Source organism: Neobacillus ginsengisoli (assembly GCF_030813055.1).
In genome coordinates, this window is record NZ_JAUSTW010000001.1 from 161,255 (window position 1) to 175,574 (window position 14,320).

A 14,320-nucleotide genomic window follows, 5' to 3' on the forward strand; every position below is an offset into this window, starting at 1 on the left:
GGCATCGGGACCATTTCTTATAGAAATGTAAAGATGCATCGGCCTGTGCCGTTATCCAAATGAAGCGAACACATGTGTTTTTACATAAGGTGTTTACAAGGGTGGTACCGCGAATATAAACCTCGTCCCTTTCCAGGGATGGGGTTTTTTTATTTGTAAAAAAGTTCATTCGAAAAAAGTATGGCCAAACCAAGGTCTTATTTTACGAAATTAAGGAGGAATTCCAATGCAAGAACGATTAAAGGAATTGCAGGAAGAGGCTATTCAAAAAATTGAACAGTCTTCGAGCTTAAAGGAATTAAATGACATTCGTGTCGCATATTTAGGCAAAAAAGGTCCAATTACAGAAGTATTACGAGGCATGGGTAAGCTTTCAGCTGAAGAGCGCCCAGTCATGGGGGCGCTCGCAAATGAAGTCCGTGAAGCAATTTCCGTAAAAATGGAAACAAAGCAAAAGGATTTGGAAGAAGCAGCCGTGTTTGAAAAATTAGCTTCTGAAACAATTGATGTTACCCTTCCCGGACGCCCGGTGAAAGTAGGAAACCACCATCCATTAACACGTATCATCGAAGAAATTGAAGATTTATTTATTGGCATGGGCTACCAGGTAGCAGAAGGGCCCGAGGTAGAGCAAGATTATTATAACTTCGAAGCTCTCAATTTACCGAAAGGGCACCCAGCCAGGGATATGCAGGATTCCTTCTATATCACAGAAGAGATCTTACTTCGCACGCATACATCACCGGTTCAAGCACGGACAATGGAAAAGCATCAAGGCAAGGGCCCGATTAAAATTATTTGCCCTGGTAAAGTGTACCGCCGCGATAATGATGACGCGACCCATTCCCACCAGTTTATGCAAATCGAAGGTCTTGTGGTCGGTGAGAATATTCGCATGAGTGACCTGAAAGGGACGTTAGAGGTTTTTGCAAAGAAAATGTTCGGTGAAGACCGCGAAATTAGATTACGCCCAAGCTTCTTCCCGTTTACAGAACCGTCTGTAGAAATGGATATCTCCTGCAAAATTTGCGGCGGAAAAGGCTGTAACGTTTGTAAGAAAACTGGCTGGATTGAAATTCTTGGAGCCGGTATGGTTCATCCAAACGTACTGGAAATGGCCGGCTATGATTCGAAAAAATATACTGGATTTGCATTTGGGATGGGACCTGAGCGTATTGCAATGTTGAAATACGGTGTTGACGATATTCGTCATTTCTATACAAATGATGTTCGGTTCTTAAAACAATTTGCTAAACACGAATAATTAAGGGAGGATTACGACATGTTTGTTTCATATAAATGGCTTCGGGACTATGTTGATTTATCCGGAGTAACGGCAACAGAATTAGCTGGAAAAATTACCAAAAGCGGAATCGAAGTAGAAGGGGTAGAAGTGCTAAACGAGGGCATTAAAGGTGTTGTAATTGGCTACATCCTTGAACGCGAGCAGCATCCCAATGCTGATAAGTTAAGCAAATGCCTTGTTGATGTTGGGGGAGAAGCACCGGTTCAAATCATTTGTGGTGCATCCAATGTGGCAAAAGGTCAAAAGGTTGCGGTGGCAATGGTTGGTGCTGTATTGCCGGGCAATTTTAAAATTAAGCGTGCAAAGCTCCGCGGCGAAGAATCAAATGGAATGATTTGTTCGTTAACAGAGCTTGGAATGGAAGGGAAAATTGTTCCGAAAGAATATTCAGAAGGAATCTTTGTTTTTCCTGGTGATGCAGAGGTTGGAACGGATGCATTAGCATTATTAAACCGAGACGATGAAGTGCTGGAACTTGGATTAACGCCGAACCGATCTGACTGCTTAAGTATGTTGGGCGTAGCTTATGAGGTCGCGGCGATTCTTGGCCGGGAAGTGAAACTTCCGGAAATTAGCCTACAATCCACAAATGAAAATGCGACTGACTATATTAAGGTTACCGTAGACGCTTATGAGGACAACCCTTTATACGTGGCCAAATTAATTAAAAATGTAAAAATCGGACCTGCACCATTATGGATGCAAACGCGATTAATGTCGGCCGGGATCCGTCCACACAATAATGTAGTCGATATTACGAACTACATTCTTTTGGAATACGGTCAGCCGCTGCATGCATTTGATTATGACCGTTTAGGATCAAAAGAAATCGTTGTTCGCCGTGCGACAGCCGGTGAAAAATTTGTTACCCTTGATGACGTTGAGCGTACTTTATCATCCGACCATTTAGTGATTACGAATGGGACTGAACCTGTTGCTCTTGCAGGTGTTATGGGCGGAGCTAATTCCGAAGTTACTGCCGACACAACAACAGTACTTTTGGAAGCAGCTTATTTTAATGGTGCGGCAGTTCGAAAAGCTTCGAAGGACCATGGTTTAAGAAGTGAAGCAAGTGCCCGTTTTGAAAAAGGCGTAGACCCAAATCGGGTTCGAGCAGCCGGTGAGCGTGCTGCTTACCTGATGGCTAAATATGCGAACGGTGAAGTATTGGAAGGTGCCGGAGAAGTTGATACACTTACCGTGGAGCCTGCGGTTGTTTCGATTACATTGGAAAAAATCAATCGTGTTTTAGGGACAGATATAAACATCCATGATGTAAAAGCCATCTTTGACCGCTTACAATTTGCTGTAACCCTTGAAGAAGGTATAATCACTGTAACTGCTCCAACGCGGCGCGGTGATATTAAAATTGAAGAAGATTTGATTGAAGAAGTAGCTCGTCTTTACGGCTATGACAATATTCCTAAAACCTTGCCATTTGGTTCTACTACACCCGGTAAGCTTTCTGACTACCAGAAAAAGCGTCGGGTTGTTCGCCAATACCTTGAAGGGGTCGGCTTGTATCAAGCTGTTACTTATTCTTTAACAAGTGAAGAAAAAGCAGCGCAATTCGCACTTGTAAGCAGGGACTATATCCGCCTTGCGATGCCAATGAGTGAGGATCGGAGTATTCTCCGTTTAAGCATCATGCCACAGCTGTTGGAGGTTTTAAAATACAACAGTGCCCGTCAAAACGATAGCTTAGGAGTATATGAAACAGGCGCAGTATTTTTAGCAAATGGCAAGGATGTACTTCCCGTTGAAGAAGAGCATTTAGCAGCAGCGATTACCGGTCTCTGGCACGCTCATTCGTGGCAAGGAGAAAAAAAGGCTGTTGACTTCTTCGTATTAAAAGGAATTTTAGAAGGATTATTTGCTAAATTGGGTCTTGCTGAACAAATTGCTTATGTGCAAGCAAAAGTGGAAGGAATGCATCCGGGACGTACAGCAGAAATTCACTTAAATGGAAAGAAAATCGGATTCGTCGGTCAGGTACATCCTAGCGTGCAAAAAGAGCTTGATCTTAAAGACACCTATGTGTTTGAGCTTTCTTTAAAAACAGTACTTGAAGAACAAACTCCGCCATTGCAATATGAATCCATTCCGCGTTTCCCGTCCATCACGAGAGATATTGCACTTGTGGCGAACACAGAAACGGTATCCGGAACATTGAAGGATATTATTTTAACTGCGGGCGGACAGCTTCTTAAAGAAGTGCATGTCTTTGATTTATATGAGGGTGAACGGATGGAAGAAGGAAAGAAATCCATTGCCTTCTCATTAAAATATGCCGATCCGGAACGGACCTTGACAGATGAAGAAGTCACAAAGGTTCACAATCAGGTGCTAGAAGCCTTGAAAGAACAGGCAGGAGCGGTTTTACGCGGTTAAATAAAAGAAGCTAGTTAGGAAAGGTCGTTAATTATGACCGTTTCTTGCTGGCTTTTTCTTTTTTTATTTTCTGTTGAATCATGTTGGGAATTTCCGATTCGCTGATAAATATATATTTTGATTCGAAAATTACGAATCAGCAGTTTCGAAAACTTTGCCAATTAAAAACACATGATACATCAAAACGATTACTGCTTACTGTAAATCTTAATTATTCAGGAACAAACAAGGGAAGGGTTTACTTTCCTATGACCTTCCCTTGGGAAATTACAATTCACTGATAAACTCTAATTTTCGCTGATAAACCTCACTGATTCGCTGATAAACCTGTTAGTTTCGCTGATAAACTCCTCAAATTCGCTGAAAAATAAAAGGGTGCATTCTATAAAGAACTACAGCTGATGCTCAATAAATTGGTTGGAAATTAGACAGCAAATTCATTGGGAAAAAATATCGTATTCGGGAATTTTTAAAGGGCGATGCTTTTATATTGTCAATCTCCAAGCCAAATATATTTATTTCAAACCATTTATATGCGTTTTTTATTGACAATTGCCAGTGCTTTATCTGTATTGGCGAAGTGAAGCTTTACAAATGATGGCAAAATCTCGCGGCCTTTTTTCAAAATTAACTTTGCAGCCGCTTGGTCGACTTGTGCACCTGCTCCTTTTGGAATCGTAAAACCTGCCGCCGCACTTAATGTATCAATATACTGAACAAATGCATATCGGGCCAGGATAGAAGCTGCAGCAACCGCGATATGGATTCCTTCTGCTTTTGTACTGAAATAGACATTTTCTTTCGCAATCGCTTTTTGGCTTTTTACATGCTGGAAATACGTACTTCCTTGGACGAATTGATCGATTAATATGGCTTCGGGTTTTTGGGGAGCGATTTTATCTAACACATTTAAGATTGCTTGATTATGAAGGATGGCTTTCATTTTTCCCTGCGACATTCCCGATTGCTGCAGCTTATTATACTTTTCATTTTTTAATGTTAACAGGCTATACGGGACTATATCCTTAATTACCTTTGCAATCGCTATGATTTTTTCATCGTTTAAATCCTTTGAGTCTCTTACGCCCAGTTCCTTAAGTAACGGTATATTTTCTTTTTTTACGTAGGTCGCAACAACTGTAATCGGTCCAAAAAAATCTCCTGTCCCTACTTCGTCTGAACCGATCGCAGACATTTTTCCAATACCCTCAGGGAGGTCACCCTTGGCTGTTTTTGCTTTAGAAGAAGCTGTTTTTTTTGCTGAAGGTGTGCTGGCACTTCCCCATTTGCCAGCCTCCTTTTCACTGTCATTCCCTTGAAATAATACTTTACCTGATTTATAGGCTGTTATCATGCAGGAAGGAGTTTTGGCTGCAAAAACGCTTCCTTGGGGGTTTTTATCGATTAAAAAGGATCGATAATGATTTTTCATTTCCATAATTTCATTCAGAGTTCGATTTAAAACTACATTACCCAAAATAAAAGCACCACTTTTCTACTAAATATTTTATATATTAAACTAGGCTAAAAACTGTTTGACTTTTCCACTCATATGCGTTCGTGTTATGATATGGAGTAGGATTCTTGAATGGAGGCATTTACGTTGTCAAATACAAACAAAAATAGAACGACTGTCGATATTTTCGGACAGCAATATGTCATTTTAGGTACCGAAAGCACTGGCCATATTCGGCAGGTGGGTGCATTGGTACACAATAAAATGCGTGAAATCAGCTCCAAGAATCCATCTCTTAACATAGATAAGCTAGCTGTTTTAACAGCAGTCAATGCCGTCAATGATTATCTAAAAGTGAAAGAACAATTGGAGCGTCTGCAAAAGGAACTTCAAAAAGAAAAGGATTGAAATCGAATGTTGGATATTGCAATTATTATTTTATTAATTATGGGATTTTTTGTCGGCCTTAGACGAGGCTTTATTCTACAGCTTGTTCATATAACAGGTTTTATTATTGCATATACGATCGCAAATTTATACTATATGAAACTGGCTCCTAAACTTACATTATGGATTCCTTATCCAAACTTTGGAAACAGCTCAACTTTAAAACTTTTAACCGACAGCACTAACATGGAAGCTGCATTCTACCGTGCCATTTCTTTTGTTATTATCTTTTTTGCCGTTAAGATTTTACTGCAAATTATCGGTTCGATGCTTGATTTTATCGCCCATTTGCCTATTCTCAGGCAGTTAAATGTCTGGGCGGGAGGAATTCTCGGTTTTTGTGAAGTCTATTTAATTATCTTTATTTTATTATATATTGCGGCCTTAATTCCAATGGGAGTTTTCCAGAATTCTTTGGATCAATCATTTTTGGCAAAAGCAATTGTAAATCACACTCCTATCCTTTCCGGGCAAATAAAGAGTTTGTGGATTGAATATTCAGCTGCTTTAACTTCTCTGTAGCAGAGAAGTTTTTTATTCGGAGAGAAATAATATGGAAAAAATGACAATGCTAATCTCATGGGCAGGTGTTTATGATGGAAGTAAATAAAAAAGATTTAATAAGGTTATTAGAAACAATCGCGGTCTATTTAGAGCTGAAAGGGGAAAATCCTTTTAAAGTATCTGCATTTCGTAAGGCTGCAACCGCATTAGAAGGCGATGATCGCAGTTTAACAGACATTGAAGATTTTACGGCTATCTCCGGGATCGGGAAAGGTACCGCTGCGGTTATTGATGAATACATAAAAGAAGGTTTTTCTTCAGTGTTAAAAGAGCTAAAAGAAGAAGTTCCTCCAGGGTTAATTCCGCTCCTGCAATTGCCGGGGCTCGGCGGAAAGAAAATTGCCAAACTGTATCAGGAGCTGGGAATTGAGGACGTATCCGGCTTAGAAGAAGCCTGTAAGTCAGGACTCGTTCAAGCATTACCCGGTTTTGGGAAGAAAACAGAAGAGAAGATTTTAAGTGCCATTCAAAATATCGGCACAAGGCCGGAACGACTGCCGCTAGCTTATATGCTTCCGATAGCGGAACAAATCGAGTCCCTTCTTGAAACATTTACTGATATTCAGCAATTTTCAAGGGCAGGCAGCTTGCGGAGAATGAGGGAAACAATTAAAGATCTAGATTTTATCATTGCTACCAATCAACCGGGAGCCGTGAAACAACAGCTTCTGGAACTGCCGAAAATTAAAGAGGTTATCGGGGCAGGAGATACAAAGGTTTCGGTAACATTCGAATTAGAATATGATATTTCTGCTGACTTTCGTCTTGTTAAACCAGAGGAATTTACGACAACTCTGCACCACTTTACAGGTTCAAAGGATCATAATGTCCGGATGAGACAGCTTGCCAAAGAACGCGGTGAGAAAATTAGTGAGTATGGAGTCGAGAATATTGAAACAGGTGAAATATTAACCTTTTCCTCTGAGGAAGAATTTTTCAAGCATTTTGACCTGCCGTTCATTCCTCCGGAAATTAGAGAGGACGGAAAAGAGGTCGAAGAATATTCGACCGCGGAGGAATTAATCGAACTAAAGGACATTAAAGGTGACCTTCACATGCATTCGACTTGGAGCGACGGGGCCCATTCGATTGAAGAAATGGCTGAAGCCTGCCGTGCTAGAGGATATCAGTATATGGCGATTACGGACCATTCCCAGTATTTAAAAGTGGCGAATGGGCTTACGCGGGAAAGGCTATTGATGCAGCGGGAGGAAATCAGGAAATTAAATCAAAAATACGATGATTTTATTATTCTTTCAGGTGTGGAAATGGATATTCTTCCTGATGGAACATTGGATTTTGAGGATGACTTGTTAGCGGAAATGGATTTCGTCATCGCCTCCATTCATTCTGCTTTTTCCCAGCCACAGGAAAAAATTATGGCACGGCTTAAAACAGCTCTCGAAAATGCGCATGTCGATTTAATCGCCCATCCAACCGGCAGAAAAATTGGCCGCCGTGAAGGATATGACGTGGACATCGATTTACTCATAGAATTGGCTAAAGAAACTAATACAGCTTTAGAACTAAATGCGAATCCAAACCGGCTTGACCTGGCAGCTGAATATTTGAAAAAAGCGCAGGATGCAGGTGTAAAAATTATCATCAATACAGACGCCCACAAAATGGATACCTTAACCCATATGGAAATCGGTGTTTCCGCAGCCAAAAAAGGTTGGATTAAAAGGTCAACCGTCTTAAATGCAATGGACAAAAATGATTTACTTGAATTTATTCACAATCGACAGTAATTAGGAGGGTTCTCTCCATGCAAGCAAGAGCCTTAAAGGTATTAGAATTTACGAAAGTGAAGGAGAAGCTGTTAGAGCATGCTGCATCCTCACTTGGAATAGAAAAAATAAAACATTTAATCCCTGCAACAAATTTTGATGAAGTAGTAAAGCTCCAAGCAGAAACAGATGAGGCAGTAACTGTTTTGCGGATAAAAGGGAATGTTCCGCTATCAGGTATTTATGATATCCGTGCCCATATAAAACGATCGGTCATTGGCGGTGTGCTCAGTCCGTTCGAGTTGGTTCAAATTGCCAGTACCATCCATGTAAGCCGTCAAATGAAACGATTTATTGAAGATTTAGCGGATGAGAGAACGGACATTCCAATTTTATTAGAACAGGTAGAACAAATAATCCCGCTTACCAATCTGGAGCAGTCAATAAAATATGCGATCGATGAGAGCGGCGAGGTCCTTGATGGTGCAAGTGAGCTGTTGCGCTCATTAAGGCATCACCTCAGGTCGAATGAAGCGAGAGTCCGTGAAAAATTAGAGAGCATGATTCGCTCATCAAGTGCGCAAAAAATGTTATCGGACGCGATCGTTACGATTCGAAATGACCGCTTTGTTATTCCTGTAAAACAGGAATACCGCGGCCATTACGGCGGCATCATTCATGACCAAAGTTCTTCAGGGCAAACCCTATTTATTGAGCCGCAGGCAATTGTTCAATTAAATAACCAGCTGCAGGATATTCGCGTAAAAGAACAGCTTGAGATTGAGCGCATCTTGACTGAGCTGTCGGCGAATGTGGCTGAACATGATTCCGAATTGCAAACAATCGTCGCCTGCTTAGCAAATTTAGATTTTATTTTTGCAAAAGCAAGATTCAGCCGTAGTATTAAAGCATCAATGCCGAGAATGAATAATGAGGGACGGATCGCTCTTTATAAAGCAAGACACCCATTAATTCCAATCGAAGAGGTAGTAGCAAACGATATTCTTCTCGGGAAGGATTATACGACGATTGTGATTACCGGCCCGAATACGGGCGGTAAAACGGTAACGTTAAAAACATTAGGCTTATGTTCTTTAATGGCACAGGCAGGTTTACAAGTACCTGCCCTTGACGGTTCGGAGCTCGCGGTATTTGACTCTGTATTTGCCGATATTGGTGATGAGCAGTCGATTGAGCAGAGCCTTAGTACCTTCTCCTCCCATATGGTAAATATTGTTGAAATTTTAAATAAAGTAGATTTTAAAAGTCTTGTCTTGTTTGATGAGCTTGGTGCCGGCACTGACCCGCAGGAAGGTGCAGCGTTAGCTATTTCGATTTTGGATGAAGTGCACAGCAAGGGAGCAAGGGTCATTGCAACAACGCATTATCCGGAATTAAAAGCTTACGGCTATAACCGTGAAGGAGTTCTAAACGCCAGTGTCGAATTCGATGTCGAGACATTAAGCCCAACCTATAAGCTGCTGCTTGGTGTTCCGGGACGAAGCAATGCTTTTGAAATATCGAAACGATTAGGGTTAAATGAAAGGGTCATTGAAGCTGCCCGTTCGCATGTAAGTGAAGATACGAATAAAATCGATCAAATGATTGCATCCCTTGAACAAAGTAAACGGCAGGCAGAAATCGAACAAGTTGAGGCCCGTGATTACTTAAAGCAGGCGGAAAAGCTTCATCAGGATTTGCAAAAGCAAATGATTGATTTTTACGAAAACAAGGATTCCATGCTTGAAAATGCAGCTGAAAAGGCAGCAGAAATCGTTGAAGAGGCGAAAGCTGAGGCTGAAAAGGTAATTCGTGATCTCCGAAAAATGAGGACTGAGAAGCATGCCGAAATTAAAGAACATGAATTAATTGATGCAAAAAGACGTCTGCAAGAAGCAGCACCGGAAATAAAGAAATCTGAGAAGCTAATAAATAAGAAAAATAAGAAGCATACCTTTATGCCCGGTGATGAAGTAAAAATTCTTACCTTTGACCAAAAAGGCATTCTCCTTGAAAAAGTATCCTCTGGTGAATGGCAGGTCCAGATTGGAATTTTGAAAATGAAGGTTAAAGAGAAAGACATGGAATATATCAGCACTCCGAAACAAGTAGAAACAAAGCCGATGGCGATTGTGAAAGGCAGAGATTCATTCGTAAAATTGGAGCTGGATCTACGTGGGGAAAGATATGAAGATGCCCTTCTAAAAGTAGAAAAATATATTGATGACGCCCTGCTTTCAAGCTATCCCCGTGTATCGATTATTCATGGTAAAGGCACAGGGGCTCTAAGGCAGGGAGTTCAAGAATATTTAAGGAATCACCGTTCTGTTAAAAAAATTCGCTTTGGAGAAGCCGGTGAGGGTGGATCAGGCGTTACCGTAGTTGAGTTTAAATAATGTACGGGGAGATTAGGGAATGGACCAGTTTTGGGAGAACGAGTATATTCAAATTGCTGCCTATTATAGTGTTGTCATTTTATGTATGATTGTCTTTTTGGCAATTTTTGAAGTGGTAACTAAATATAAAAATTGGGAAGAAATCAAAAAAGGAAACTTGGCCGTCGCAATGGCAACGGGAGGGAAAATATTTGGAATTGCGAATATTTTTCGCTATTCCATACAGCAGCATAATACATTGCTTACGATGATTAGCTGGGGGATTTTTGGATTTGTCCTCTTATTAGCCGGATATTTTATTTATGAATTTTTAACACCGAAATTCAAAATTGATGAAGAAATACAAAAGGATAATCGGGCAGTTGGATTAATTTCTATGGTCATTTCCATCGGTTTATCGTATGTGATTGGAGCAGGAATTTCATAAGGAGAGAAAAAAAGTGGAGACATTGGCTAAAGTACTTCTTGGATTATGCGGCTTGTTTTTGCTAATTGGTTTGGTATATATGGTGTTTTTTTCTTAATCAAAAACCATCGCTGTGTGTATTACAGCGGTGGTTTTTTAATCCCTGTTTCTAATTGTCACATTGTTTAAAAAATAAGCCTATATTATAATAAGGAGTAGAAATTAGAATTTTTTTAAAATTTCTAAAAGGGGGGGTTAAAATGTCTGAATTAAAACCATGGCTTCAGAATTACCCTGAAGAAATCCCAACCCAACTTGAATATTCACGAGAGCCTGTACAACAATACTTAGTCAATGCTGCAGAAAACTTTCCGGAAAAAATCGCGATTCATTTTATGGGAAAAGAAATCACCTATAAAAAACTTCATGAGGAGGCGCTTATCTTTGCCGGTTACCTGCAGAAAATAGGTATTTTCAAAGGGGACCGAGTGGCAATCATGCTCCCGAATACTCCACAGGCAGTAGTCAGCTATTATGCGGTATTAATGGCGGGAGGAATTGTCGTTCAAACAAATCCGCTATATACGGAGCGAGAACTGGAGTACCAAATGAAGGATTCCGGGGCAAAAGCAATTATCACCCTTGAAATCCTTTATCCTCGCGTTTCTAAAGTACTACCGCAAACAAATTTACAGAATATTATAGTAAGCTCCATCAAGGATTATTTACCTTTTCCTAAAAATTTGGTTTATCCTTTTATCCAGAAAAAGCAATATGGACTTGTCGTCAAGGTAAAACATGAACGCAGCACACATATACTCTCAGAAATAATAAAAAATCAGCCGGAAAAATTAATTATGCATGAAATAGATTTTGAGGAAGATTTGGCACTTTTGCAATATACAGGCGGTACTACTGGTTTTCCGAAAGGTGTTATGTTAACACATAAGAATCTGGTTTCGAATGCTGAGATGTGCCAGGCTTGGCTATATAAAAGTAGACCCGGTGAAGAATCGGTGCTGGGAATTCTCCCCTTTTTTCACGTCTACGGGATGACGACCGTACTGATATTATCCGTAATGCAGGCACAAAAAATGATTCTATTACCGAAATTCGATGTTGAAACAACCTTAAAAACGATTCAAAAACAAAGGCCTACCCTTTTTCCGGGTGCACCCACAATCTATATAGGATTATTGAACCACCCGGATTTGAAAAAATACGATCTCTCTTCAATTAAAGCCTGTATTAGTGGTTCCGCTGCGCTCCCGGTTGAAGTTCAGCAAAAATTTGAAGAAATAACCGGCGGGAAATTAGTGGAAGGATATGGCTTAACGGAGTCCTCTCCAGTAACACATTCCAATTTCTTATGGGACCGCCCAAGGATAAAAGGGAGTATTGGGGTTCCATATCCTGATACAGATGCAGCAATTTTCTCGTTAGATTCCGGTGAGCGCTTACCTGCCGGTGAAGTCGGTGAAATTGCCATAAAAGGACCGCAAGTGATGAAAGGCTATTGGAATCGCCCTGAGGACACAGCTCAAACACTTCGAGACGGATGGCTGTTAACAGGTGACCTCGGGTATATGGATGAGCAGGGATATTTTTATATAGTGGATCGTAAAAAAGATATGATTATCGCCGGCGGCTATAATATCTATCCAAGAGAAATAGAAGAAGTTTTGTATGAACATCCGGATGTTCAGGAGGTAGTTGTTGCCGGTATACCCGATCCATATCGAGGAGAAACCGTGAAAGCGTATGTTGTATTAAAAGAAGGAGCAACAGTTACCCAAGAGGAAATGAACCAATTTGCAAGAAAACATCTTGCTGCCTATAAAGCTCCGAGAATTTATGAATTTAGAAAAGAATTACCAAAAACAGCAGTTGGAAAAATTTTACGCAGAACGCTTGTTGATGAAGAAAAGAAAAAAATAGAAGAAGATCGCCCTAAACATGCCTAACTTTGTAAGGCCGTAGACTCGGCTTTTTATTTTTGAATATTTAAGCTTGTCTCTAAATGGGAATAGTATTAAAATGTGCATAAGTATTTCTTGACAGAAATGCGTTCAAAAATTAATATAAAATTATGAATGACTATTCATTCATTTTTATATTTAAATCGAATGAAGTTTTCTTCAAAGGGGGGACACTTAGTGAATAAAAGTAAGCCGAAATACATGCAAATTATTGATGCGGCGGTCATAGCAATCGCTGAAAATGGTTACCACCAAGCCCAAGTTTCTAAAATTGCCAAACAGGCCGGCGTGGCCGATGGAACCATCTATCTTTACTTTAAAAACAAAGAAGACATACTGATCTCCCTCTTTGAAGAAAAAATGGGGACTTTTGTTGAAAAAATTAATGAGAAAATAGCAGGAAAAGAGACGGCGGCAGAGAAGTTATTAATGTTGATCGAAACTCATTTTAGACTGCTTTCAGAAGACCATCATCTTGCTATCGTGACCCAGCTCGAAATACGTCAATCTAATAAAGAGCTCCGTTTAAAGATAAATGATATTCTAAAAGGGTATTTATCAGTTATTGACCGTATTTTGATTGAAGGTAAAGAGACTGGAGAGTTTTCAAGCGATCTTGATGTACGCCTTGCTCGGCAAATGATTTTCGGTACGATCGATGAAACTGTAACATCCTGGGTAATGAATGAGGAAAGATATGATTTAAACGCACTTACCTTCTCGGTTCATCGTTTATTGATTAATGGATGTGGAAGCAGGGACAAGTAGCATTTTATGATAGGAGGAGTTAATTTGGAATTTTTAAAATGGTCTCACCAAGACAACATTGCCACCATTACCATTTCGCGGCCGCCGGCTAATGCCCTTTCAACAGGTTTAATAAGGGAATTGTCTATCGTGCTTGATGAAATTGAATCCAATCGTAATCTAAAAGTTATTGTTATTCATGGGGAAGGCCGCTTTTTCTCTGCGGGTGCCGATATTAAAGAATTTACTACGGTTGCTTCATCTGAAGACTTTTCAAAGCTTGGAAAATTTGGTCAGGATTTGTTTGATCGAATGGAAAAATTCCATATCCCAATTATTGCTGCTATTCATGGTGCTGCCTTAGGAGGCGGTCTTGAGCTGGCAATGGCCTGCCACATCCGTCTTGTAAGTGAAACCGCAAAGCTTGGCCTCCCTGAGCTGCAGCTTGGATTAATTCCCGGTTTTGCGGGCACACAGCGATTGCCAAAATACGTTGGAGTCTCAAGAGCGGCGGAAATGCTGTTTACTGCCGAGCCGATTACAGGAGTTGAAGCCGTTCAATACGGATTAGCCAACCATGCCTATCCCGAAAATGAAGTATTAAATCAGGCCTATATTCTTGCAGGAAAAATTGCCAAGAAAAGCCATGGCTCTTTACGTTCTGCTATTATATTATTAAACTATGCAAAGACTGAAGAGTTCTATGCAGGCTCAGACAAAGAGGCAAAATTATTTGGTGAAGTATTCATGTCAAATGACGGCAAAGAAGGCATTCAAGCCTTTATTGAAAAACGTGAACCTCATTTTAAAGGTGAGTAAATTTACCAAAGTGGGTTCTCCATTTTTTGTAAATTTATATAAAATTTTTTCGAAAAAATTTTCTCAATCTTTCAAACTG

The 14,320-nt window shown here is 40.2% G+C and carries 11 protein-coding genes and 1 other annotated feature (1 of these 12 only partly in view); of the genes, 10 read left to right on the forward strand and 1 reads right to left on the reverse strand.

Annotated features, from left to right (window positions below):
• Positions 1 to 133: a binding site (T-box leader), on the forward strand (it extends 109 nt beyond the left edge of the window).
• Between the two features lie 93 nt (positions 134 to 226).
• Positions 227 to 1,264: a phenylalanine--tRNA ligase subunit alpha gene (gene pheS / locus J2S10_RS00880; protein ID WP_307403716.1), complete on the forward strand. Its 1,038-nt coding sequence runs from the start codon at positions 227 to 229 to the stop codon at positions 1,262 to 1,264.
• An 18-nt stretch (positions 1,265 to 1,282) separates the two neighbouring features.
• Positions 1,283 to 3,697, forward strand: coding sequence for a phenylalanine--tRNA ligase subunit beta (pheT, locus tag J2S10_RS00885; protein ID WP_307403719.1), 2,415 nt, complete (start codon positions 1,283 to 1,285; stop codon positions 3,695 to 3,697).
• Positions 3,698 to 4,226: 529 nt separating this feature from the next.
• Here the strand turns inward: pheT and rnhC are convergent.
• Positions 4,227 to 5,174 (reverse strand): ribonuclease HIII, encoded by a 948-nt coding sequence (gene rnhC / locus J2S10_RS00890; RefSeq protein ID WP_307403721.1) that lies wholly within the window; start codon positions 5,172 to 5,174, stop codon positions 4,227 to 4,229.
• 126 nt (positions 5,175 to 5,300) lie between these two features.
• Between rnhC and zapA the strand changes: the two genes are divergently transcribed.
• The 8 genes from zapA (at position 5,301) to J2S10_RS00930 (ending at position 14,241) form a co-directional block, all read left to right on the forward strand.
• On the forward strand, positions 5,301 to 5,561 hold the full coding sequence (zapA, locus tag J2S10_RS00895) for a cell division protein ZapA (protein ID WP_307403722.1): 261 nt from the start codon (positions 5,301 to 5,303) through the stop codon (positions 5,559 to 5,561).
• Positions 5,562 to 5,567: 6 nt separating this feature from the next.
• Positions 5,568 to 6,122, forward strand: a complete 555-nt coding sequence (locus J2S10_RS00900; RefSeq protein ID WP_307403724.1) for a CvpA family protein — start codon at positions 5,568 to 5,570, stop codon at positions 6,120 to 6,122.
• Positions 6,123 to 6,196: 74 nt separating this feature from the next.
• The gene (gene polX / locus J2S10_RS00905; RefSeq protein ID WP_307403726.1) at positions 6,197 to 7,915 is read left to right on the forward strand and encodes a DNA polymerase/3'-5' exonuclease PolX; all 1,719 of its coding nucleotides are present in this window, start codon (positions 6,197 to 6,199) and stop codon (positions 7,913 to 7,915) included.
• A 17-nt stretch (positions 7,916 to 7,932) separates the two neighbouring features.
• Positions 7,933 to 10,290 carry an endonuclease MutS2 gene (locus J2S10_RS00910; RefSeq protein WP_307403728.1) on the forward strand — a complete coding sequence of 786 codons (2,358 nt, stop codon included), beginning with the start codon at positions 7,933 to 7,935 and terminating at the stop codon, positions 10,288 to 10,290.
• A gap of 19 nt (positions 10,291 to 10,309) precedes the next feature.
• Positions 10,310 to 10,717 (forward strand): DUF350 domain-containing protein, encoded by a 408-nt coding sequence (locus J2S10_RS00915; protein WP_307403730.1) that lies wholly within the window; start codon positions 10,310 to 10,312, stop codon positions 10,715 to 10,717.
• Positions 10,718 to 10,956: 239 nt separating this feature from the next.
• A complete protein-coding gene (locus tag J2S10_RS00920; protein ID WP_307403732.1) occupies positions 10,957 to 12,660 on the forward strand; it encodes a long-chain-fatty-acid--CoA ligase in 1,704 nt (567 codons plus the stop codon).
• A gap of 192 nt (positions 12,661 to 12,852) precedes the next feature.
• Positions 12,853 to 13,443, forward strand: a complete 591-nt coding sequence (locus J2S10_RS00925; RefSeq protein ID WP_307403734.1) for a TetR/AcrR family transcriptional regulator — start codon at positions 12,853 to 12,855, stop codon at positions 13,441 to 13,443.
• 24 nt (positions 13,444 to 13,467) lie between these two features.
• A complete protein-coding gene (locus J2S10_RS00930) occupies positions 13,468 to 14,241 on the forward strand; it encodes an enoyl-CoA hydratase (RefSeq protein WP_307403736.1) in 774 nt (257 codons plus the stop codon).
• The last annotated feature ends 79 nt before the right edge of the window (positions 14,242 to 14,320 follow it).

What these genes read in the sequence shown, in the direction of transcription:
- pheS (WP_307403716.1), top strand. Translation starts at nt 227, where the DNA reads ATGCAAGAACGATTAAAGGAATTGCAGGAAGAGGCTATTCAAAAAATT.
- pheT (WP_307403719.1), top strand. Translation starts at nt 1,283, where the DNA reads ATGTTTGTTTCATATAAATGGCTTCGGGACTATGTTGATTTATCCGGA.
- J2S10_RS00900 (WP_307403724.1), top strand. Translation starts at nt 5,568, where the DNA reads ATGTTGGATATTGCAATTATTATTTTATTAATTATGGGATTTTTTGTC.
- polX (WP_307403726.1), top strand. Translation starts at nt 6,197, where the DNA reads ATGGAAGTAAATAAAAAAGATTTAATAAGGTTATTAGAAACAATCGCG.
- J2S10_RS00910 (WP_307403728.1), top strand. Translation starts at nt 7,933, where the DNA reads ATGCAAGCAAGAGCCTTAAAGGTATTAGAATTTACGAAAGTGAAGGAG.
- J2S10_RS00915 (WP_307403730.1), top strand. Translation starts at nt 10,310, where the DNA reads ATGGACCAGTTTTGGGAGAACGAGTATATTCAAATTGCTGCCTATTAT.
- J2S10_RS00920 (WP_307403732.1), top strand. Translation starts at nt 10,957, where the DNA reads ATGTCTGAATTAAAACCATGGCTTCAGAATTACCCTGAAGAAATCCCA.